This is a genomic window from Pseudomonas sp. OF001 (assembly GCF_904426495.1).
Lineage (GTDB): Bacteria > Pseudomonadota > Gammaproteobacteria > Pseudomonadales > Pseudomonadaceae > Geopseudomonas.
In genome coordinates, this window is the sequence record NZ_CAJGBM010000023.1 from 1 (window position 1) to 22415 (window position 22415).

Annotated in this window: 17 protein-coding genes; 3 read left to right on the forward strand and 14 right to left on the reverse strand. The window is 69.5% G+C overall.

Annotation, left to right across the window (positions count from 1 at the left end; genetic code table 11):
* The 9 genes from RA210_RS13370 to RA210_RS13410 all read right to left on the reverse strand — a co-directional run.
* Window positions 1–310 (reverse strand): NAD(P)/FAD-dependent oxidoreductase (locus RA210_RS13370; RefSeq protein WP_201486780.1); only part of this gene is annotated, 310 nt, incomplete at its 3' end.
* Window positions 311–437: 127 nt separating this feature from the next.
* Window positions 438–1385, reverse strand: coding sequence for an electron transfer flavoprotein subunit alpha/FixB family protein (locus tag RA210_RS13375; RefSeq protein WP_136491505.1), 948 nt, complete (start codon window positions 1383–1385; stop codon window positions 438–440).
* A 1-nt stretch (window position 1386) separates the two neighbouring features.
* Complete coding sequence (locus tag RA210_RS13380) at window positions 1387–2136, reverse strand: electron transfer flavoprotein subunit beta/FixA family protein (RefSeq protein WP_136491506.1); 750 nt, start codon at window positions 2134–2136, stop codon at window positions 1387–1389.
* A gap of 14 nt (window positions 2137–2150) precedes the next feature.
* Entirely contained in the window at window positions 2151–3338 is a 1188-nt protein-coding gene (locus tag RA210_RS13385) for an acetyl-CoA C-acyltransferase family protein (protein WP_136491507.1), read from the reverse strand.
* 35 nt (window positions 3339–3373) lie between these two features.
* Window positions 3374–5485, reverse strand: coding sequence for a 3-hydroxyacyl-CoA dehydrogenase NAD-binding domain-containing protein (locus RA210_RS13390; RefSeq protein ID WP_201486781.1), 2112 nt, complete (start codon window positions 5483–5485; stop codon window positions 3374–3376).
* A 147-nt stretch (window positions 5486–5632) separates the two neighbouring features.
* Complete coding sequence (locus RA210_RS13395) at window positions 5633–8293, reverse strand: LuxR C-terminal-related transcriptional regulator (protein WP_201486782.1); 2661 nt, start codon at window positions 8291–8293, stop codon at window positions 5633–5635.
* A 129-nt stretch (window positions 8294–8422) separates the two neighbouring features.
* Window positions 8423–11023 carry a bifunctional aconitate hydratase 2/2-methylisocitrate dehydratase gene (gene acnB, locus RA210_RS13400; RefSeq protein ID WP_201486783.1) on the reverse strand — a complete coding sequence of 867 codons (2601 nt, stop codon included), beginning with the start codon at window positions 11021–11023 and terminating at the stop codon, window positions 8423–8425.
* 140 nt (window positions 11024–11163) lie between these two features.
* The gene (gene prpC / locus RA210_RS13405) at window positions 11164–12291 is read right to left on the reverse strand and encodes a bifunctional 2-methylcitrate synthase/citrate synthase (RefSeq protein ID WP_201486784.1); all 1128 of its coding nucleotides are present in this window, start codon (window positions 12289–12291) and stop codon (window positions 11164–11166) included.
* Between the two features lie 207 nt (window positions 12292–12498).
* The gene (locus RA210_RS13410) at window positions 12499–13581 is read right to left on the reverse strand and encodes a DNA-binding protein (RefSeq protein ID WP_201486785.1); all 1083 of its coding nucleotides are present in this window, start codon (window positions 13579–13581) and stop codon (window positions 12499–12501) included.
* A gap of 412 nt (window positions 13582–13993) precedes the next feature.
* On the opposite strand from RA210_RS13410, the gene RA210_RS13415 reads away from it, so the two are divergent.
* Window positions 13994–15994 carry a DEAD/DEAH box helicase gene (locus RA210_RS13415; protein ID WP_201486786.1) on the forward strand — a complete coding sequence of 667 codons (2001 nt, stop codon included), beginning with the start codon at window positions 13994–13996 and terminating at the stop codon, window positions 15992–15994.
* Between the two features lie 76 nt (window positions 15995–16070).
* On the opposite strand, the gene RA210_RS13420 is transcribed toward RA210_RS13415, so the two are convergent.
* The 3 genes from RA210_RS13420 to RA210_RS13430 form a co-directional block, all read right to left on the reverse strand.
* A complete protein-coding gene (locus RA210_RS13420) occupies window positions 16071–17252 on the reverse strand; it encodes an acetyl-CoA C-acetyltransferase (protein ID WP_201486787.1) in 1182 nt (393 codons plus the stop codon).
* Between the two features lie 127 nt (window positions 17253–17379).
* The gene (locus RA210_RS13425; RefSeq protein WP_136489513.1) at window positions 17380–18039 is read right to left on the reverse strand and encodes a CoA transferase subunit B; all 660 of its coding nucleotides are present in this window, start codon (window positions 18037–18039) and stop codon (window positions 17380–17382) included.
* A gap of 35 nt (window positions 18040–18074) precedes the next feature.
* Window positions 18075–18773, reverse strand: coding sequence for a CoA transferase subunit A (locus RA210_RS13430; protein WP_136489514.1), 699 nt, complete (start codon window positions 18771–18773; stop codon window positions 18075–18077).
* A 122-nt stretch (window positions 18774–18895) separates the two neighbouring features.
* Here RA210_RS13430 and RA210_RS13435 point away from each other — a divergent pair, with 122 nt between their 5' ends.
* Window positions 18896–19816, forward strand: a complete 921-nt coding sequence (locus RA210_RS13435; RefSeq protein WP_136489515.1) for a LysR family transcriptional regulator — start codon at window positions 18896–18898, stop codon at window positions 19814–19816.
* 3 nt (window positions 19817–19819) lie between these two features.
* Here the strand turns inward: RA210_RS13435 and RA210_RS13440 are convergent, their stop codons facing one another.
* Window positions 19820–20563, reverse strand: a complete 744-nt coding sequence (locus RA210_RS13440) for a hypothetical protein (RefSeq protein ID WP_201486788.1) — start codon at window positions 20561–20563, stop codon at window positions 19820–19822.
* A gap of 185 nt (window positions 20564–20748) precedes the next feature.
* Between RA210_RS13440 and RA210_RS13445 the strand changes: the two genes are divergently transcribed.
* Window positions 20749–20919, forward strand: coding sequence for a hypothetical protein (locus RA210_RS13445; protein WP_168772498.1), 171 nt, complete (start codon window positions 20749–20751; stop codon window positions 20917–20919).
* Between the two features lie 132 nt (window positions 20920–21051).
* On the opposite strand, the gene RA210_RS13450 is transcribed toward RA210_RS13445, so the two are convergent.
* A complete protein-coding gene (locus RA210_RS13450) occupies window positions 21052–22368 on the reverse strand; it encodes a spinster family MFS transporter (RefSeq protein WP_201486789.1) in 1317 nt (438 codons plus the stop codon).
* Window positions 22369–22415: the final 47 nt, after the last annotated feature.

Genomic DNA, 22415 nt, shown 5'->3' on the forward strand with positions numbered 1-22415 from the left:
GCACGGCGAAGTCGGGGATCCTGGTGGCGGCCTCGCTGCTCTTCAGCAGGTAGATGTCGTCGCGCTTGACCGGGGTGTTGAGCGGGGCGCCGAGGCTCTTCCAGTCGGGGAACAGTTCGGCCAGCGCGCGCGGTTCGAACACCGCGCCGGAGAGGATGTGGGCGCCGACTTCGGAGCCTTTCTCCACCACGCAGACGCTGAGCTCCTGGCCGGCTTCGGCGGCCTTCTGCTTCAGGCGGCAGGCGGCCGACAGTCCGGCAGGGCCAGCGCCGACGATGACCACGTCGAATTCCATGTATTCGCGTTGCATTTCGTGACCTCAAATTTCTTCGCAGAAAACCGGCAGGCAGGAAAATGGGCAACCCGTGGGTTGCCCATGTCCTCGAGCGCACGCTGAGTGCCGGCGGCAACAATAGCTGCTGGTGCCGCCTGGCGAATCAGCCAAGCAGACTAGACAGCTCCGGCACGGCCTCGAACAGGTCGGCGACCAGGCCGTAGTCGGCGACCTGGAAGATCGGCGCCTCCTCGTCCTTGTTGATCGCCACGATGACTTTCGAATCCTTCATGCCGGCCAGGTGCTGGATGGCGCCGGAGATGCCGACGGCGACGTACAGCTGCGGGGCGACGATCTTGCCGGTCTGGCCGACCTGCATGTCGTTGGGCACGAAGCCGGCGTCCACCGCGGCGCGCGAGGCACCGACGGCAGCACCGAGCTTGTCGGCCACGCCATACAGCAGCTGGAAGTTGTCGCCGTTCTGCATGCCGCGACCGCCGGAAACCACCACCTTGGCGGCGGTCAGCTCGGGACGTTCGGACTTGGCCAGCTCCTCGCCGACGAAGCTGGACACGCCGGCATCGCAGGAGGCGCCGATGGCCTCGATGGCGGCACCTCCCCCGGTGGCGGCCACGGCGTCGAAGCCGGTGCTGCGCACGGTGATGACCTTGACGGCAGCCGCGGACTGCACGGTGGCGATGGCGTTGCCGGCGTAGATCGGCCGCTGGAAGGTGTCGGCCGAGACGACCTTGACGATCTCGGAGATCTGGTCGACGTCGAGCAACGCGGCGACGCGCGGCAGGTAGTTCTTGCCGTTGGTGGTGGCCGGGGCCAGCACATGGCTGTAGGCGGCCGGCGAGGTCCCGCGAGCCAGCTCGACGATCAGCGGCGCGACGTTCTCCGGCAGCTGGTGGGCGTAGGCCGGGGCGTCGGCGAGCAGCACCTTGGCCACGCCGGCGACCTGGGCGGCCGCCTCGGCCACCGCGCCGCAGCCTTGGCCTGCGACCAGCATATGGACATCGCCACCGATCTGAGCGGCGGCGGCCACGGTGTTGAGGGTGGCGGCAGCCAGGGCACTGTTGTTGTGTTCAGCGATTACCAGGATTGCCATCTCAGATCACCTTCGCTTCGTTCTGCAGTTTCTCGACCAGTTCGGCCACCGACTTGACCTTGATGCCGGCGCTGCGCGCGGCCGGGGCCTCGACCTTGAGCACCTTGACGCTGGAGGCGGTGGACACGCCCAGCGCCTCCGGAGTGACGGTCTCCAGCGGCTTCTTCTTGGCCTTCATGATGTTGGGCAAGGAGGCGTAGCGCGGCTCGTTGAGGCGCAGGTCGGTGGTGACGATGGCGGGGAGCTTGAGGGCGACGGTCTGCAGGCCGCCGTCGATCTCGCGGGTGACGTTGACCTTGTCGCCAGTGACCTCGACCCTGGAGGCGAAGGTGCCCTGGGCGAAGCCGGTCAGGGCGGCGAGCATCTGCCCGGTCTGGTTGTTGTCGCTGTCGATGGCCTGCTTGCCGAGGATCACCAGCTGCGGCTGCTCCTTGTCGACCACGGCCTTGAGCAGCTTGGCGACGGCCAGCGAGCCCAGCTCGTCATTGGCTTCCACCAGCACGGCGCGGTCGGCGCCGAGGGCCAGGGCGGTGCGCAGTTGCTCCTGGGCAGTCGCCGGACCAACCGAGACGACGACGACTTCAGTAGCGATGCCCTTTTCCTTGAGGCGTACTGCTTCCTCGACGGCGATCTCGCAGAAGGGGTTCATGGCCATCTTGACGTTGGCCAGATCGACGCCGCTGTTGTCGGCCTTGACCCGCACCTTGACGTTGTAGTCGACCACGCGTTTTACCGCGACCAGTACTTTCATGTCGGATTCCTCTCTCAGACGCGTTCGAAGATCGCGGCGATGCCCTGGCCGCCGCCGATGCACATGGTCACCAGGGCGTAGCGGCCGCCGATGCGCTCGAGTTCGTAAAGGGCCTTGAGGGTGATGATGGCGCCGGTGGCGCCGATCGGATGACCGAGGGAAATGCCGGAACCGTTGGGGTTGACCTTGGCCGGATCGAGACCGAGTTCCTGGATCACCGCGCAGGCCTGGGCGGCGAACGCCTCGTTGGCCTCGACCACGTCCAGGTCGGCCACGTTCAGGCCGGCACGCTCGAGGGCCAGCTTGGTGGCCGGCACCGGGCCGATGCCCATGTGCAGCGGATCGACCCCGGCCAGGGCGTAGGACACCAGGCGGGCCATCGGCTTGAGGCCGCGGCGCTCGGCGGTGGCGCGCTCCATCAGCACCACGGCGGCGGCGCCGTCGTTGAGGCTGGAGGCGTTGCCGGCGGTGACGCTGCCGTCGTTGCGCTCGAAGGCCGGCTTGAGCTTGCTCAACTCCTCGAGGGTCAGGTTGTCGCGCACGTGCTCGTCGGTGTCGAACACCACTTCGCCGCGGCGGGTCTTCAGGGTGATCGGCAGGATCTGCTCCTTGAAGCGGCCTTCCTCGATGGCCACGGCGGCGCGGCGATGGGATTCCAGCGCCAGCGCGTCCTGCGCCTCGCGGGAGATGGCGTAGGTGCGGCGCACGTTCTCGGCGGTGACGCCCATGTGCACCTTGTGCATCGGGTCGGTAAGGGCGCCGACCATCATGTCGACCATGCCGGTGTCGCCCATGCGTGCGCCGAAGCGCATCGCCGAGGTGGAGTAGGGCGCGCGGCTCATGCAGTCGGCGCCGCCGGCCAGGGCGACGTCGGCGTCGCCGAGGAGGATGCCCTGGGCGGCAGTGACGATTGCCTGCAGGCCCGAACCGCACAGACGGTTGACGGTCAGGGCGGTGGACTGCTCGCTGACGCCGCTCTTCAGGGCGACCACGCGGGAGATGTACATGTCGACCGGCTCGGTATGGATGACGTTGCCGAACACCACCTGGCCGACCTCGTCGCCGTTCACCTGGGCGCGCTGCAGGGCTTCGCGGGCGACCATGGCGCCCAGATCGCTGGGGGAGAAGTCCTTGAGGCTGCCGCCGAAGTCGCCGATGGCCGTACGGGCACCGCTGACGATGACCACTTCACGCTTGTTCATGGGTATTTCCTTGTTTTTATCTGGAAAGTTGCGGGTTAGTCTTTGCTGATGCGGGTCTTGCCGGCGGCGACCAGGCGCTCGAGCAGGGCGGCAGGCTTGAACCACTGCTCGCCGTAGGCGCCGAGCTGCTCGCGGTACTGATTGAGGCCGCCGAGCACGCGCTCGAGGCCCAGATGTTCGGCATAGTGCAGCGGGCCGCCCAGCCAGGTGGGGAAGCCGTAGCCGCAGGTCCACACCAGGTCGATGTCGCCGGCGCGCAGGGCGATGCCTTCGTCGAGGATCTGGATGCCTTCGTTGATCAGCACGAACAGGCAGCGGTCGTGGATTTCCTGGTCGCTGATGACGCGGCGCTGGATGCCCAGTTCGGCGGCCAGGCGCTCGGCCATGGCCAGCACTTCCGGATCGTCGTGGCGCTCGCGGCCTTCGTAGATGTACATGCCGCGGCCGGTTTTCTGGCCGTAGCGGCCGAGGGCGTAGAGCTCGTCGGCCACGCGGTAGTAGCTGGGGTCGGTGGCCAGCGCCTCGCGCAGCGGGGTGCGGATCAGGTAGCCGACGTCGATGCCGACCAGGTCGTACATGCTCAGCACGCCCATGTTGAGGCCGAGATCGGTGAGCACGCGGTCGACCTGCGCCGGGGTGGCGCCTTCCAGCAGCAGGCGGTGCGCTTCGCGGGCGTAGGGCTCGAGCATGCGGTTGCCGATGAAGCCGTAGCACACCCCGGAAACCACCGGCAGCTTGCCGATCTGCTTGCCCAGCTTGAGCGCGGTGGCCAGCACGTCGAGGGCGGTCTGCTTGCCGCGCACCACTTCCAGCAGGCGCATGACGTTGGCCGGGCTGAAGAAGTGCAGGCCGATCACGTCCTGCGGGCGGCGGGTGAAGGCGGCGATCTGGTCGACGTCGAGGGTCGAGGTGTTGGTGGCGAGGATGGCGCCGGGCTTGCAGATCTCGTCGAGGGTGACGAACACCTGGCGCTTGACCTCCATGCTCTCGAACACCGCCTCGATCACCAGGTCGGCGTCGGCGAGGTCGGCGTAGTCGAGGGTGCCGGCCAGCAGGGCCATGCGCTGCTCGACCTGCTCCTGGGTCAGCTTGCCGCGCTTGGCGCTGATCTCGTAGTTCTTGCGGATCTGCGCCAGGCCGCGATCGAGCGCCTCGCGTTTCTGCTCGAGCAGCACCACCGGCATGCCGATGTTGGCGAAGTTCATGGCGATGCCGCCGCCCATGGTGCCGGCGCCGATCACCGCGACCTTGCGGATCGGCCGCAGCGGCAGCGAGGCGTCGATGCCGGGCACCTTGCCGGCCTCGCGCTCGGCGAAGAACAGGTGGCGCAGGGCCTGGGACTGCGGCGAGTCCATGGCCTCCATGAACAGCTCCTGCTCGCGGGCCAGGCCCACTGCCAGCGGCTGCTCGCAGGCGATGCGCACCGCCTCCAGGGCCAGGTGCGGGGCGAGCTGGCCCTTCCACTGGCCGCTCTTTTTGGCGGTGTAGTCGACGAAGAAGTTGTCCGCCAGGGCGGCTCCCGGCGCGGCATGGGGGTAGGCCGGCTGCGCCGGGGCGCCCGCCTGCAGCAGTTCGCGGGCGTAGGCGCAGGCGGCGTCCAGCAGGTCGTCGGCCGAGGCGGCGAGGCGGTCGAGCAGTCCCAGCTCGAGGGCGCGCTCGGCGCGCAGCGGCTGGCCGGAGAGGATGGTTTCCAGGGCAGTCTCGGCGCCGATCAGGCGCGGCAGGCGCTGGGTGCCGCCGGCGCCGGGCAGCAGGCCGAGGGTGATTTCCGGCATGCCCAGGCGCGCCTTGGGCTCGCCGATGCGGTAGCCGCAGGCCATGGCCAGCTCCAGGCCGCCGCCGAGGGCCAGGCCACCGACGGCGGCGATCATCGGCTTGGTGCTGCCGGCCAGCTCGATGAGCAGCTCGGGCAGGCCCGGGGTGGCGGTGAAGTCGGCGCCGCCGAACTCGGCGATGTCGGCGCCGGCGCAGAACGGCAGGCCGCGGCCGTAGACGACCATGGCCTTGACCGCCGGATCGGCGCTGGCCTGGCGGAAGGCAGCCTGCAGCTCCTGGCGCAGGGTGAGGCCGAGGGCGTTGACCGGGGCGCGGGCCAGGCCGATCAGGGCCAGTTCGTTGTCCAGGGTGTAGTCGATCAGGGTGTACATGGCAGTTCCCTTGGTTGTTGTTATGCAGGGAGAAGGGTTGCCGGATTTTTAGCAAGCCACCCGCGCGGTGCGCTTCGAACCGCGGGTGGATTTGCGGGTGGAGTCGGGTGGAGGGGAGGGTGGAACTGGCGGCGCAGTTGCGCCTGCTCAGTCGAGCAGGTGCAACTCGCGCGCGACGCGCAGGGCACCGTCGCGGTCGCTGACGTCGAGCTTGCGGAACAGGTTGTTGATGTGGGTCTTCACCGTGCTCAGGCTGACGAACAGGCCGTCGGCGAGCTGCTGGTTGCTCTGCCCGCGGGCCATGCGCCGCAGCACGTCCAGCTCGCGGCGGGTCAGCGGTTCGAGCAGCGGATGCGCGGCGCCCTCGCTGCCGAGCCCGGCCAGCAGGCGTTCGAGCTGTTCGCGCGGCGGCAGCGGACGCTCCAGCCCGGTCTGGCGGCGCACCGCCGGCTGCAGCAGCTGGCGGAACAGCTCGGTCAGCTCGCGGCCCTCGTGGTGCAGCAGCTGGCCGAAGCCGTGGCCGGCGGCCAGCTGCAGGGCCTCGTCGAGGCAGGCGAGGGCGGCGTTCTGCTCGCCGCGGTCGCGCTGCAGGGCGGCGTCGAGCAGCCACAGGTCGAGCTGCAGGCGCCGGTTGTGCTCCGCCTCGGCCTGCTCGCGCAGGTTGGCGAGGATCTGCCGGGCCACCGCCGGCTGGCCGAGGTGGCGTTGTACCCAGGCGTAGGCCAGCCACTCGTCCGGCATCAGGTCCTCGCCATAGTGGCGCTGGCACCAGTGCCACTCCTTGAGCCAGGCGAGGATGAAGTCCTGGTCGCGCTCGCGCACCGCCAGGCGCGCGCGCCAGGCGCCGGCCAGGCGGTACAGGCCGAACTGGCGGAACTGGCGGGCCAGGCGCCGCGCCTCGTCCCAGCGCGCCTGGGCCTTGCCGGCTTCGCCCATGGCGTCGTACAGGCAGGCCATGTGGTGCAGCACCTGGACCAGCGCGGCGGAGTGGGGGAAGCCGAGGGCCAGGGTTTCCGCCTTGGCCAGGCGCTGGCGGGCCTGTTCCAGATGGTTCTGCTGGGCGAACACCAGGCCCAGGCCGAGGTGGTGGAACACCTCGTAGAAGTTGCGCGAGGCGGTCGCCGGCGACTGCCGCTCCAGGGCGAGGAAGCGGCGCATGGCTGCCTCGCTGCCACCCTGGGCCAGCTCGATCTGCCCGCACAGCAGGTGGGGAATGTTGACGAAGCCGCTGAAGCCGAACTCGTCGAACTCGCCCAGCGCCTGCTCGACATCGCGGCGCGCGGCGTCCAGCTGGCCTAGCTCGAACAGGCAGCGCGCCCGGTTGAGACGCAGCACTGAACCGGCCGAGTTGCGCTGCGGGAAGCGCTGCAGCGCCTGGCCGGCCAGCTCCAGGCCGTGGCGCAGGTTGCCGCCGAGGAAGGCCAGCAGGGTGCGCAGGTAGGCGATGGTCTGCTGCACCCGCTCCGGATGGCGCGGCACGCCCTGGCGCTGCAGCTGGCGCAGGCGCTGGATGCACGCCTGGATGCGGGCGATGCCGTTGGTGACCATGACGATGGAGGCTTCGCTGATCGCCAGGGTGAAATGGTCGCTGCCGGTCTGGCCGTTGACCTCGACCTGGCTGAGCAGGTCGACCAGCGCATTGATCTGGCCGTCGCGCAGCAGGTCGAAGGTGTGCCGCTCGGCGGTGGCGAGCACCGCGTTGAAGTCGCGGGCGCGGCCGTACTGGTGGATGGCTTCCGAGTAGCGGCGCTGTTCGAGCAGCCAGGCGGCGGCCTGCTGGTGCAGCTGCTGGAGCAGCTGCGGATCGCGCTGCTGCAGGCGCTGGTAGAGCGCCTCGCGCAGCACGCGGTGGTAGCGGTATTCGACGCGGTCGCCGGGGCGCCGCTCGATGAACAGGTCGCGGCGCAGCGCCTGGTCGATCAGCGGGCGGCTATCGGCACGGCCGCCGAGCAGGTTGGCCAGCGCCGGCTCGAAGGTCTGCACCACCGAGGTGCGCTCCATGAAGTCGAGCAGCTCGGCGGGCAGGCGGGCCAGCACTTCCTCGCCGAGGAAGTCGACCACGTAGGTGTAGGCCTGGCGGGTCACTCCGCGCAGCAGCTCGGGCTGCGTGCCGGTCGGCGCCAGCTCGCGGTGGGCGGTGAACCAGAACAGCAGGCCGGTGATCCAGCCCTCGCTGCCGGCGCGCAGCTGGTAGAGCGCGTCGGAGTCCAGTCTGGCGCCGCGGCTGCTGGCCAGCTGGCGGATTTCCTCGCTGTCCACGCCCAGCTCGCGGGCGTCGATCACCGCCAGGCGCTCGTCGCGGCGCAGGTGGTTGATGGCCAGCTCCGGGGCGCCCTCGCTGGCGGCCAGCACCAGCAGGCCGGGCGGGCCGTAGCGCAGCAACTGGTCGAGATAGCGGCGGGCGCGCTCGGCGCGCAGCAGGTGCAGGTCGTCGAGGATCAGGGTGAAGCCTTCGCCCTGCTGTTCGAGGCGCTGCAGCACGGCGCCCCACAGGCGGGATTCGTCGGCCGGCATCAGGCCGTGTTCGGGAGCGGGCAGGCCGAGGGCGGCGCCCAGGTGCAGCAGCAGGTGCAGCGGCTGGTTGTCGGCGCGGTCCAGGCGATACCAGGCCCAGGGCGTCTGCAGGCTGGCGGCGTACTGGGCGAGCAGGGTGGTCTTGCCGTAGCCGAGCGGCGCGCCGAGCAGGATCAGCCGGCAGCCGCGTGCGGCGGCATCCTGCAGGTGCTGGAGCAGGCGCGGACGGGGCAGGACCTTGTCGGGCAGGGGCAGGGGACGAAGCTGGCTCGGATTGACGAGGGGGGAAGCCATCGGGGGTCTTCTGTTGTTGTTCACGGCGTGGTTGCCCGTGAAGGTAGCAGATCCCGGCCGTGGAGGCTCTAGCGCGCATGGCAGCGCCCGTCCGGCACGCCAGGGGAGGCGCGCCGGACGGGCGAGGGATTACACCGCTACGGCGGGGATGACCGCCTTGGCGGCGGCATCCCGGTACTCGGCAATCCGGTCGAAGGACAGGTAGCGATAGATGTCGGCAGCCATGCTGTCGATGTTCTTCGCGTACTCCATGTACTCCTCGACGGTCGGCAGCTTGCCGAGGATGGAGGCTACCGAGGCCAGTTCGGCCGACGCCAGGAACACGTTGGTCGAGTCGCCCAGACGGTTCGGGAAGTTGCGGGTCGAGGTGGAGACCACGGTCGAACCGGCCTGCACGCGCGCCTGGTTGCCCATGCACAGCGAGCAGCCCGGCATCTCCATGCGCGCCCCGGCGCGGCCGAAGATGCCGTAGTAGCCTTCCTCGGTCAGCTGGTGCACGTCCATCTTGGTCGGCGGCGCCAGCCACAGACGGGTCGGGATGCCGCCCTTGACCTTGTCCAGCAGCTTGCCGGCCGCGCGGAAGTGACCGATGTTGGTCATGCACGAACCGATGAACACTTCATCGATCTTCTGACCGGCAACGCTGGACAGCAGACGAGCGTCGTCCGGATCGTTCGGCGCGCAGAGAACCGGCTCCTTGATCTCGGCCAGGTCGATCTCGATGACGGCGGCGTATTCGGCGTCGGCATCGGCGGACAGCAGCTGCGGATCGGCCAGCCAGGCTTCCATGGCCTGGGCGCGACGCTCCAGGGTACGGGCATCGCCGTAGCCTTCGCCGATCATCCAGCGCAGCATGGTGATGTTCGACTTCAGGTACTCGGCGATGGCGTCTTCCGGCAGCTTGATGGTGCAACCGGCAGCCGAGCGCTCGGCGGAGGCGTCGGACAGCTCGAACGCCTGCTCGACGGTCAGACCTTCCAGACCTTCGATCTCGAGGATGCGGCCGGAGAAGATGTTCTTCTTGCCCTTCTTCTCGACGGTCAGCAGGCCCTGCTGGATGGCGTAGTAGGGGATGGCGTGCACCAGGTCACGCAGGGTGATGCCCGGCTGCATCTGGCCCTTGAAGCGCACCAGCACGGATTCCGGCATGTCCAGCGGCATCACGCCGGTGGCGCCGGCGAAGGCGACCAGGCCGGAGCCGGCCGGGAAGGAGATACCGATCGGGAAGCGGGTGTGCGAGTCGCCACCGGTACCGACGGTGTCCGGCAGCAGCATGCGGTTCAGCCAGCTGTGGATGATGCCGTCGCCCGGCTTGAGGGCGACGCCGCCGCGGTTGCGCATGAAGTCCGGCAGGGTGTGGTGGGTCTTGACGTCGACCGGCTTCGGATAGGCGGCGGTGTGGCAGAAGGACTGCATCACCAGGTCGGCGGAGAAACCCAGGCAGGCCAGATCCTTCAGCTCGTCGCGGGTCATCGGGCCGGTGGTGTCCTGGGAGCCGACGGTGGTCATCTTCGGTTCGCAGTAGGTGCCCGGGCGGATGCCTTCGACGCCGCAGGCGCGACCGACCATCTTCTGGGCGAGGGTGAATCCCTTGCCGCTGTCGGCCGGCGCTTGCGGCTTGTGGAACAGGGTGGACGGCGCCAGGCCCAGCTCGGCGCGGGCCTTCTCGGTCAGGCCGCGGCCGATGATCAGCGGAATGCGGCCGCCGGCGCGCACTTCGTCGAGCAGCACTTCCGTCTTCAGCTCGAAGCTGGCCAGCACGTCTTCGGAGCCGTGCCTGCAGACCTTGCCGGCGTAGGGATAGACGTCGATCACGTCGCCCATCTCGAGGTTGGCGACGTCGAACTCGATCGGCAGGGCGCCGGCGTCTTCCATGGTGTTGTAGAAGATCGGCGCGATCTTGTTGCCGAAGCAGAAGCCGCCGGCGCGCTTGTTCGGCACGAACGGGATGTCGTCGCCGAAGAACCACAGCACGGAGTTGGTGGCGGACTTGCGCGAGGAACCGGTGCCGACCACGTCGCCGACGTAGGCGACCGGGAAGCCCTTGGCCTTGACCGCCTCGATCTGCTTGAGCGGTCCGACGGCGCCCGGCTGGACCGGCTCGATGCCGTCGCGGGCCATCTTCAGCATGGCCAGGGCGTGCAGCGGGATGTCGGGGCGCGACCAGGCGTCCGGAGCGGGGGACAGGTCGTCGGTGTTGGTTTCGCCCGGGACCTTGAACACGGTCAGGGTGATCTTCTCGGCCAGCGCCGGGCGGGCGGTGAACCACTCGCCCTCGGCCCAGGAGGCCAGCACGGCCTTGGCGGCTGCGTTGCCCTTCCTGGCGCGCTCGGCGACGTCGTGGAAGGCGTCGAACATCAGCAGGGTGTGCTTGAGCTGCGCGGCGGCGGCGTTGGCCAGTTCGGCGTTGTCCAGCAGCTCGACCAGGGTGGCGATGTTGTAGCCGCCCTGCATGGTGCCAAGCAGCTCGACGGCGCGGGTCTTGGAGAGCAGCGGGGAGGCGGCTTCGCCCTTGGCCAGCGCGGTCAGGAAGCCGGCCTTGACGTAGGCGGCTTCGTCCACGCCAGCGGGAACGCGGTTGGTGATCAGGTCGACCAGGACCTGTTCTTCGCCGGCCGGCGGATTCTTCAGCAGCTCGACCAGGGCGGCGGTCTGCTCGGCGTTCAGGGCCAGGGGCGGCAGGCCCTGCTGGGCGCGTTCTTCCAGGTGTTGGCGATAGCTTGCGAGCAAGGGGATATCTCCAGTCATGTCGATGGTGTAGGGCATTCGGGGGAAAACGGCGGGCAAAAGAATGGGAGCAGTACCGGGAAAGCGAGGGCGACCAGCCTCTTTCCCGGTACTGCTCCCATATCAGGGACCGCTACCGCTGGTTAACGCTGGGCCAGGGCCGGCACGGCGCGCGGCTCGACGCCGGTGTACTCGGCGCTCGGACGGATGATGCGGTTGTTGGCGCGCTGCTCGAACACGTGGGAGGCCCAGCCGGTGACCCGCGAGCAGACGAAGATCGGGGTGAACAGCTTGGTCGGGATACCCATGAAGTTGTAGGCCGAGGCATGGTAGAAGTCGGCGTTGGGGAACAGCTTCTTCTGCTCCCACATGACCTTGTCGATGGCCTCGGAGACCGGGAACAGCACGGTGTCGCCGACTTCCTCGGCGAGCTGCTTCGACCAGCCCTTGATCACCTCGTTGCGCGGGTCGGACACGCTGTAGATCGCGTGGCCGAAGCCCATGATCTTGTCCTTGCGGGCCAGCATGGCGAGGGTGCCTTCGGTGGCTTCCTCGGGCGAGGCGAACTTCTCGATCATCTCCATGGCCGCCTCGTTGGCACCGCCGTGCAGCGGGCCGCGCAGCGAGCCGATGGCGCCGGTGATGCAGGAGTACAGGTCGGACAGGGTCGAGGCGCAGACGCGCGCGGTGAAGGTCGAGGCGTTGAACTCGTGCTCGGCGTAGAGGATCAGCGACACGTTCATCACCTTGCGGTGCAGCTCGCTCGGCGCCTTGCCGTGCAGCAGGGTCAGGAAGTGGCTGCCCAGATCCGGCGCGTCGCTGGTGCACTCGATGCGCACGCCTTCGTGGCTGAAGCGGTACCAGTAGCACATGATCGCCGGGAAGGCGGCCATCAGGCGGTTGGCCTTCTCCAGCTGCTGCGCGAAGCTCTCCTCCGGCTCCAGGTTGCCGAGCATCGAGCAACCGGTACGCATGACGTCCATCGGGTGGGCGCTGGCCGGAATGCGCTCGAGCACTTCCTTGAGGGCCTGGGGCAGGTCGCGCTGGGTCTGCAGCTGGGTCAGGTAGGCGTCCAGCTGGGCCTGGGTGGGCAGTTCGCCGTAGAACAGCAGGTGGGCGACTTCCTCGAACAGGCAGTCCTTGGCCAGCTCGCGCACGTCATAGCCGCGGTAGGTCAGGCCGGCGCCTTCCTTGCCGACGGTGGACAGGGCAGTCTGTCCGGCGATCTGGCCGCGCAGGCCGGCGCCACTCAGCACTTTTGCTTCAGCCATGGCGTTCTCCTCTTGGATTTGTTCTGGGTGGTTTTCCGCGCCGATGGCCTTGTCCGAGGCGCAAGACGGCGCTGCTGGCGGCAGTTTCTATCAGGCTGGCCCCCTTGCCGGCGTCGAACCGGGGGTGGATTTTGCGGGTGGAAAATCCGCGGGCAGGGGTGGAGGTGCCCGGCCGGAGCTGGCGCCGGCCGGGCGTTCGCGGCGGAGTCAGGATGCGGAGTCGTCCCGCGCCTCGGCCGCGGCCTCCGCGGATGAGCCGGCAGCGGGCACATCCCCGGTTGCCTCGCCTTCGGCGCCGCGCGGCTCGGTGCGCTCGCCAGTCGCCTGTGCGGCGGCCAGCCGCAGCTGGGCGGCCATCTCGATCAGGCTCGCCTGCAGCGCCTCCGTCTGGCGCGCCTGCAGGGTCATGCCCTCCACTTGTCGGGCCAGCTCTCCCTGCAGATCCTCGACGCGCGACTGCAGCAGGGCCTTGCCGGCTTCCGCCAGGCCGAGCTGCTCCCTGAGGCCGGCGCAGGCGCTGGCCTGACGCTCGAGGTCGGCCTCCCGGCCCGCCATGTCCCTGCGCAACTGTCGGGCCTCGGTGACGAGGCGCTCGTTGTCGCGATTCAGCCGGGTCAGCTCGTCCTGCTTGACGATCAGGGTCTGCTGCAGCTGACGCAGCTCCACCTGCAGCTGCTGCACCTGCGCCTCGTGGCGGCGCTGCTCCTGTTCGCGTTGCTCCTTGCTGGCCGTGCGGTAGTGCTCCAGCGCCTCGCGCGCGTGCTGGTGCTTCTGCTCCAGCGAAACGACCTGGGCGTCGCGATCGGCCAGGCGCGCGGCCAGATCCTCGCCGGCCTGCAGCAGGCGCGCGCCCTCGATCTGCGCCTGGTGGCGCAGCTGCTGCTCCTCTGTGCAGGCAGCGCGCGCGGCCTGCAGTTGCCCGCTCAGGGCGGCGTTGTCGGCTTCGAGCTGGCGAATGCGTGCCGCCGCCTCGGCCAGCTGCTGCTGGTACTCGACCCGCTCGCGGGCCAGGGCCTCGCGCTCCGGCGCCACCGCCCGCTGCGCCTCTTCCTCCAGGCGCGCCGCCAGCTGCGCCACCAGCTCACCAAGTTCCTGGCCGAGCGTGACTTCCTGTACGGGGCGCGCGCTTTCCGACGCCTCCAGCTCCCTGAGGTAGCGGTGGATGGTGGTTTTCGAGCCGGTATTGCCCAGCTCGACGCGTACCGCATCGATGCTGGGGTGCTCGCCGCGCGCCAGCAGGGTCTGGCGGGCCTTGTGGACCAGCGCCTTGTTGATGCCGCCTCGGGCCATGGGTCGCTCCTACGATTTCGTACTGTATTACGTGGTATGTTTATATGTAGCATGATATGCGTATATGCTGCACATGAAACAGCCGATCCTGTGATTTGATAAACAAGATTTATCCAATCTGATGGGCGGAAATACCGCTCCGCTGTCGCTGGCCGGTACGAAATCGGCCTACCGGGAGTGGCTGGCGTGGAAGAGGAAGAGAAAAGGCCGTCTGGATTCCGACCAGAGCGGAGCAGATCCCGCGCATGGCGCCGCCGGTTCCGGGCGCGGATCGACGCGCGCTGCGAGCGCTGGCGGGCACGGGACAGGACGCCGGGGCGGGGGTGATGGCGGCGTGCCGCCGCCTGCCGGCTCCGGGCAAATCCCTTACCATAGCGCCGCCCCATCTGATGTCCTGACCGGAAACCGTCGCATGCTGTCTGCCGTCAAGCGCTACAAACTGCTCCTCTCCGGAGTCCTGGCGCGCTACTTCCCGCGCACCGTGGCCTACCTGCGCGCCGAGCGCGAGGCCGCGCTGTTCCACCAGGCGCCGGCGCCGCGGGCCAACAAGCAGGGCAAGGCGTCGGCCGGCAAGACCCGCCCGGCGGCGAAGCAGCCAGGCGCCAGGTCAGCCAAGACAACCAAGACAACCAAGACAACCAAGGCCGACAAGGCAGACAAGCCGCGGGCCCCGGCCAGGCCGCGCGGCGGTGCCGGCATCTACGGTCCGGCGCTGCTGGCGGTCGAGCCCGCGCAGGTCGAGGCCATGCGCGCGCGGGTGGCCGAGGCGGTGGCCGCCGGAGTGATCCGCGCGCCTTCGGACGAGCAGTGGGCGATGATCCTCGCCCGCCAGCCGGCGACCCGCATCTTCGCCGGCGCCGGCTCCGGCAAGTCCACCACCCTGGTGCTGCGCGTGGTGTTCATGCTCTGCCACCTGGGCATCCCGGCCGAGCGGCTGGCGGTGATTTCCTTCACCAACGCCTCCTGCGCCGAGCTGCGCGAGCAGCTGCTGCGGGTGCTGGGCTTCTGGCAGTACCCCTTCAATGAGGCGCAGGCCCGCCACTGCGTGCGCACCTTCCACTCGGCGATGGCGCAGCTGGCCCGCACGCAGCTGTGCACCCCGGCCTGGTTCGAGCAGCTGGACGACCGGGCCGCCGCGACCGACGAGCCGGACACCCCGCTGGGCGGTGGCCGCCTGCGGCCTGCCCAGCAGCGCCTGCTCAAGCAGGCCTACCAGCGCTGCTATGCCGAGGAGCCGGGTTTCGCCGAGCGGGTGCACGCGCTGCTCGGTCTGCCGGCGCCGAGCGGCAAGCGCGGCCGCGCGCCACTGGACGGTCTGCGCCTGGCCGGCGAGTTCGCCGCCGTGCCGCTGTTCGAGGCCTTCTACGCCCAGGCCGGCTTCATCGAGAGCATCGGCCTGCGCATCGACCAGCTGGATGCCGGGGCGCTGGACTGCCCGGAGCGCGAGCGCAGCTTCGTCGCCGCGCTGGTGGCGTTCTGGAAGCATTTCGAGGCCGTTCTCGAGGAGCAGGGGCTGCTGACCTTCAACGGCGCCTTCCAGCGCCTCACCCGCCAGCTGGCCGAGGGCGGCGAAGGCATCGCGGGCGAGGCCCTGGCGCCCTTCGCCCACCTGCTGATCGACGAATTCCAGGACATCTCGCCGCAGATCGTCCAGTGGCTGCAGGCCGTCCACGCCAGCCTGGCGCGCCGCGGCGAGCCGGTCAGCCTGATGGCCATCGGCGACGACTGGCAGTCGATCTACGGCTGGCGCGGCAGCTCGCCGGAGCTGTTCATGGACTTCGACAGGCACTTCCCCGGCAAGGGCAAGGCGAAGGCCAGTGCGGTGCTCAACCTCTCCACCAACTATCGCTCCATCGAGCCGGTGATCCGCGACGGCGAGCGGGTGCTGGCCGCCGTGGCGGTCAAGCAGGCCAAGGCCAGTCAGGCGGCCAGGGCCGTGCAGCCGGGCGACCACGGCGTGCAGGTGGTGACCGGCTTCGAGCTGAACAGCCGTATGCCCGAGCTGCTCGCGCAGGTGCGCGCCCAATGCGAGCACGCCGCCAGCCGGCAGAGCGCCGAGCGCACCGCGGTGCTGCTGCTCAGCCGGCGCAACGAGCCGTTGCAGCAGATCCAGCGTGAGCTGGGCCGCAAGCTGCCGGTCAAGGCGCTGACCATCCACCGCGCCAAGGGCCTGCAGGCCGAGGTGGCGATCATCGTCGACGACTGCGCGGCGCCCGAGCCGCACCCGCTGCGCAACGCGCTGTACGCTCGCTCGGGCTTCTTCCGCAACAGCTACGACCAGGCCATGCAGGACGAGAGCCTGCGCCTGGCCTACGTGGCGATCACCCGCGGGGTGAGCCGGGTGCTGTGGTTCACCCGCAAGGCGCAGGGGGCGACCAGGTTGCTCGGCCGCGGCGCCGTCCAGACGCGCTAGCTGCTCGGCGGAAGCGAGCCGTCACCCCTGCAGGCGGTCGATCACCCGGCGCCGTCGGGCGCCGGGGTTGTCACGCTCAGGGGCGCTCGATGGCCAGCGCCACGCCCTGGCCGCCGCCGATGCACAGGGTGGCCAGGCCGCGCCTGGCGTCGCGGCGGATCATCTCGTGGAGCAGGGTCACCAGGATACGGCAGCCGGAGGCGCCGATCGGGTGGCCGAGGGCGATGGCGCCGCCGTTGACGTTGACCTTCTCCGCGTCCCAGCCGAGTTCCTTGCCGACCGCCAGCGCCTGGGCGGCGAAGGCCTCGTTGGCCTCGATCAGGTCGAGGTCGGCGAGTTGCCAGCCGGCCTTGTCCAGGCAGCGGCGGGTGGCGGCCACCGGACCGATGCCCATGATCGCCGGATCGACGCCGGCGTTGGCATAGGCCTTGACGCGCGCCAGCACCGGCAGCCCCAGTCGCTCGGCCCTGGCGGCGCTCATCAGCAGCACCGCGGCGGCGCCGTCGTTGAGGGTCGAGGCGTTGCCGGCGGTGACGCTGCCGTCCTTCCGGAACGCCGGCTTGAGCTTGCCCAGGCTCTCGGCGCTGGTGCCCTCGCGCGGCTGCTCGTCGACGGCGAAGGGCAGCGGCTCGCCCCTGCGCTGCGGGATCGGCACCGGGGTGATCTCGTCGGTGAAGCGGCCGGCCGCCAGCGCCGCGCAGGCCTTCTGCTGCGAGGCGGCGGCGAAGGCGTCCTGCTCCTCGCGGGACAGGCCGTATTTCTCCACCAGGTTCTCGGCGGTGATGCCCATGTGGTAGTCGTGGAAGGCGTCCCACAGACCGTCGTGGATCATGCTGTCGAGCATCTGCGCATGGCCCATGCGCAGGCCGGTGCGCGCCTTGGGCAACACATAGGGCGACAGGCTCATGTTCTCCATGCCGCCGGCGATCACCACTTCGGCGTCGCCGCAGCGGATCGCCTGGGCGGCCAGGTGCAGGGCCTTGAGGCCGGAGCCGCAGACCTTGTTGAGGGTCAGCGCCGGCACGGCGTGCGGCAGGCCGGCGAGGATGGCGGCCTGGCGGGCGGGGTTCTGGCCGGCGCCGGCGGTGAGCACCTGGCCGAGGATCACCTCATCGACGGCGGCCGGGTCGAGGCCGGTCTTCTCCAGCAGGGCGCGGATCACTGTGGCGCCCAGCTCGGCGGCGGGGATGGCGCTCAGCGCGCCCTGGAAGGCGCCGATGGCGGTACGGGTGGCGGCGACGATGACGACTTCGTGCATGGGGGGCTTCCCTTGGTGTGATTGCGGGCTGCGCTGGCGGGCGAGGCGGCTGTCGCTGCGCCCCGCCTGGTGGGAAATCGCTGCGCGAGTTTCCCACCCTGCCGTTGGTTCGGTGCCGGATCGGGCGTCAGGCGAAGTGCATTTCCGGGACGTGCTCCGGCACCACCAGTTCGCCGGCGGTCTTGGCGACGATCTCCTCGACGCTCACCCCCGGTGCGCGCTCCTTGAGCACGAAGGCGCCGTTCTCGATCTCCAGATAGGCGAGATCGGTCAGCACCCGGCGGATGCAGCCGGCGCCGGTCAGCGGCAGGTTGCAGCGCGGCAGCAGCTTGGACTCGCCGTCCTTGGAGGCGTGGGTCATCAGCACGATGATGTTCTCCGCGCCGGCCACCAGGTCCATGGCGCCGCCCATGCCCTTGACCAGCTTGCCGGGGATCATCCAGGAGGCGATGTTGCCCTGCACGTCCACCTCGAAGGCGCCGAGCACGGTGAGGTCGACGTGGCCGCCGCGGATCATGGCGAAGGACTGCGCGGAGTCGAAGATCGCCGCGCCCCTGGTGGCGGTGACCGTCTGCTTGCCGGCGTTGATCATGTCCGGGTCCAGTTCCTCCTCGGTGGGGAAGGCGCCCATGCCGAGCAGGCCGTTCTCCGACTGCAGCATCACCTCGATGCCCTCGGGCACGTAGTTGGCCACCAGGGTCGGGATGCCGATGCCGAGGTTGACGTAGTAGCCGTCCTTGAGCTCGCGCGCGACGCGCTGAGCCATCTGTTCGCGGGTAAGTGCCATCGCAGGCCTCTTCTTGTCAGGTAATGGCGAAAGGGTCAGGCGCGCACGGTGCGCTTTTCGATGCGCTTCTCGAAGCTGCCCTGGATGATCCGGTCGACGTAGATGCCGGGGGTGTGGATCTGGCTGGGCTCCAGCTCGCCGGGCTCGACGATCTCCTCCACCTCGACCACGGTGATCCGCCCGGCGCTGGCCACCAGTGGATTGAAGTTCTGCGCGGTGTGGCGGTAGATCACGTTGCCGTAGTGGTCGGCCTTCCAGCCCTTGACGATGGCGAAGTCGCCGGTGATGGCTTCCTCGAGGATGTAGTGGCGGCCCTTGATCTGGCGGGTCTCCTTGCCCTCGGCCACCGCGGTGCCGTAGCCGGTGGCGGTGAAGAAGGCCGGGATCCCGGCGCCGCCGGCGCGGATGCGCTCGGCCAGGGTGCCCTGCGGGGTCAGCTCGACCTCCAGCTCGCCGTTGAGCAGCTGCTGCTCGAACAGCGCGTTCTCGCCGACGTAGGAGGCGATCATCTTGCGGATCTGCCGGTCTTCCAGCAGCACGCCCAGGCCAAAGCCGTCCACCCCGCAGTTGTTGGAAACCACGGTCAGACCGCGGGTGCCGCGGCGGCGGATTTCTGCGATCAGGTTTTCCGGGATGCCGCACAGGCCGAAACCGCCGGCCAGGATGGTCATGTCGTCGGTCAGCCCGGCCAGGGCTTCCTCGTAGCTGCCTACTCGCTTGTCGAGTCCACTCATTGCTGCGCCTCTTGTCGTTGTCGAGCCGGCAGCCGCCTGCCGGGCGTTGACCGAGAGCTTCTGTGTTCGGCGTTGATTTGTTAAGTTTGTTTTTGAAATCGATTGATCTGGAAAACAAATCAATGACCGTCAAGCAGTTGCGCGCCTTCCTCGCCGTGGCGCAGAGCCTGAGCTTTGCCCAGGCCTGCGAGCGTCTGCACCTGTCGCAGCCGGCGTTGAGTCTGGCGATCAAGAGCCTGGAGGACTCCCTCGGCGGTCCCCTGCTGGTGCGCACCACGCGCAGCGTGGCACTGACCCCGGAAGGCGAGACGCTGCTGCCGCTGGCCCGCCGCCTGCTCGCCGACTGGGACAACACCGAGGAGCTGCTGCGTCAGCACTTCACCCTGCAGCTGGGCAAGGTGGCCATCGCGGCCATGCCTTCCTTCGCCGCCAACCAGCTGCCGTTGCTGCTCCGGGCGTTTCGCGACCGCCATCCGCGGGTCAACGTGGCGGTGCACGACGTGATCAACGAGCAGGTGCTGGAGATGGTGCGCAACCACCGGGTCGAGCTGGGCATCGGCTTCGAGCCCGAGCAGGCCGGAGAGCTGGAGTTCACCGAACTGTACGCCGACCGCTTCGTCGCCGTGCTGCCGGCCGACTCGCCGCTGGCCCGGCAGGCGCAGGTCGGTTGGGAACAACTGCTGCAGGGCGACTTCATCGCCCTGCAGCGGCCGTCGGCGTTACGCCTGCTGCTCGAGGAGAGCCTGGCGCGCAGCGGGCGCACGCTGACGGTCGCCTTCGAGAGCCACCAACTGGTCACCGTGGGACGCATGGTGGCCTGCGGTCTGGGGGTGAGCGCGATCCCGTCGCTGTGTATCCGCCAGATGCAGGAACTCGGCGCGGTCTGTGTGCCGCTGGACGAGCCGGTCGTCGAGCGGCGGGTGGGCCTGCTGTGCCACGCCGGGCGCAAGCTGTCGAGCGCGGCGCAGGCCCTCCGGGCGGTGATCATGGAAGTTTCGCGCTCTCCGACCGGGGGCTTCGGGCTACCCGTGGTCCCGCGCTAGTCCTCAGCGCCTGGCCAGCGCCTGCTGGTCCAGGCGCTCGATGCCCTTGCCCAGATAGCGCACCGCGCTGCGCGAGGCGACGCCCTTGCCGGAGTCGAGCAGGTGCGGGCGGATGAAGTTGTAGTCCGTCCATACCTTGCCGAGCGCGGCGCCCGCGTCCGGCAGTTCCTCGAGCAGTGCGGCGTGGCGGGCGGCGACGCGCTGGTCGATCTCGCGGAAGCTGTCCTCGTGGAAGTCCACGGCGAAGATCCCCAGGTTGGTGAAGGCCTGGGTCTCGTAGAGCAGCAGCAGGCGACCCAGATCGAGGCTCTGCTGCTGCAGCCGCCCGGCCGGCGAGTCGTCGGCGCCCGTTCCGCCATAGGCTGCCGCGGCGGCCTTCTCCAGCTCGCCGTGGGCGCGCAGCAGCGGGTTGATCCAGCGGGCGTACTGTCCGGCGGCATCCTCCGGCTGCTTCTCGAGCTGGGCGAGCGCCTCCTGCAGGCCCTGCACGGCCTCGCCGAGCCCCGGGGTGGCGGGCGCCTCGCCGGCCAGGCGTCCGAGGCCGGCGAGGTGTGCCCGGTAGGCCTCGCGAACCTCCGGGGAGAAGGTCGAGGCCGAGTCGTGATAGTTGAAATACACCAGCACGTTGGCGACCAGCAGGAAGCCGTGGCTGCGCATGGCGTGCAGACGGTCGCTGGCGTCGGTGGTGGCCCAGGCGGGCAGGGTGGTCAGGAGCAGCAGGGTCACTGCCAGAAGGCGGCGCAGCATGGTGGGGGCATCCTGTCGTTGGAGTGGGAGAGCTTGTCCGCGGCGCGTGCGCCGCTGGCGGAAATTACCGCTTCCATTGCCCGCGGCCGTAGTCCGCATGGACGATGTCGGCATTTTCTTCGCGAGTAGCATGAGGATCGCAACGAATCATTCCCGGGCCATGTCCGCCGGGCGGAGTGAATCCGATGAAGCTGGAAAAACAAAAACTGATACTGCTTCTGTTCTTCGTCATGACGGCACTGCTGCTGGTATTCCTCTGCGTCCACGATCCCTATGCCGAACGGCTGCGCGCGGACGACTTCATGGGCCTGATTCTCTCGCGGATGGGCCTGGCGCCATTTATCAACGGTTTCTGAGGCGGCCAGGCCGCCTGTTCGCAACAAAACGGTCGAGCGTGTTTGGCGGTAACCTCCAGGGGGGTTACCGTCTTTTTTTGTCCGTGCGTCGGTGTTTCCGGCAGCCCGCCGTGGGGCGGGCTGCCGGAAGTCTCACTGCGGCCGCCAGGCCAGCGCCGCCTCGCTCTCGCGACTCAGTGCGTACACCCTCAGCAGCAACAGCACCGGCACCACCACCGTGAGGCTGCTGGCCAGCAGGGCATAGCGCAGCGACTCCTGGCCGAAGGCCGGCAGCAGCAGGTCGCTGAGCATGCCGGTGGCCAGCGGGCCGAGGCCGACGCCGAGGATGGTGGAGAGGATGGTCTGCAGCGCCATGGCCGTGCCGCGCCGGTCCGGGGCGACCAGATGGGTGATCAGGGTGTAGGAGGGCGCCACCCACCACACGCTGAAGAAGCAGGCCAGTGCGCACCACAGCAGCGCGGTCGGCACCGCCAGGGCGCCGAACTGGGCGAGGGTGCCGGCCGGCCACAGCAGGTAGGCGGCGATCGCCGCGGCGCCGATCAGGTTGCCGAGCAGCGGAATGCCGAGCAGCCACAGGCGGCTGCGCTGCGCCAGGCGGTCGGTCAGCCAGCCGCTGGTCAGGGTGCCGATGCCGGCTACCACCCCGCCGACCAGGCCGGCGAGCAGGCCGGCCTGCTGCAGCGACAGGTCGTGGGAGCGCACCAGGAAGCTGGCGTTCCACATGGCCAGGGCGTAGCCGCTCAGGGTGCAGAAGCCGCCGGCCACCAGCAGGCAGCGCAGCGCCGGCTCGCGCCACAGCTCCAGCGCGGTGCGCAGCAGGCCCTGCGGCGCTGCCGGTGCATGGGAAATTTCCCAGCGGCCGCGCTGCGGCTCGCGCACGCTGAAGGCCAGCAGCGCGGCGATCAGCAGCCCCGGCAGGCCGATGAGGATGAAGGTGGTGCGCCAGCCGTGGGTCTCCACCAGCCAGGCGCCGACCGACAGGCCGATCAGTGCGGCGAAGGTCGGCGCGGCGGTGAAGCAGCTGATGGCGAACGAGCGCCGGTGCGGCGGATAGAGGTCGGCGATCAGCGAGAAGGCGGTCGGCGTCGCCGGCGCCTCGGCACTGGCCACCGCCATGCGCACCAGCACCAGCACCAGGAAGCCGCCGGCCAGGCCGCAGGCCATGGTCGCCAGCGCCCACAGCAGGCAGGAGGCGGCGAGCAGGCGGGTGCGCGGCAGGCGGTCGGCCAGACGCCCGGCCGGCAGGCCGAGCACCGCGTAGACGGCGGCGAAGGCGAGGCCGGAGATCAGCCCCATGGCGCTGTCGCTGGCGCCGAACTCCTGCTTGATCGGCTCGATCATCACCGCCAGGATCTGGCGGCCGACGAAGTTGTCGGCGTACATCAGGGCCAGCAGGAACAGCAGGCCGTGGCTGTGCCACAGGCCGGGGGAGGGGGTGGCGCGGGCCATGGCGGCCTCCTTGCAGAGGGCCGGCCCGGCGGTCGGGCGGCTCGCGA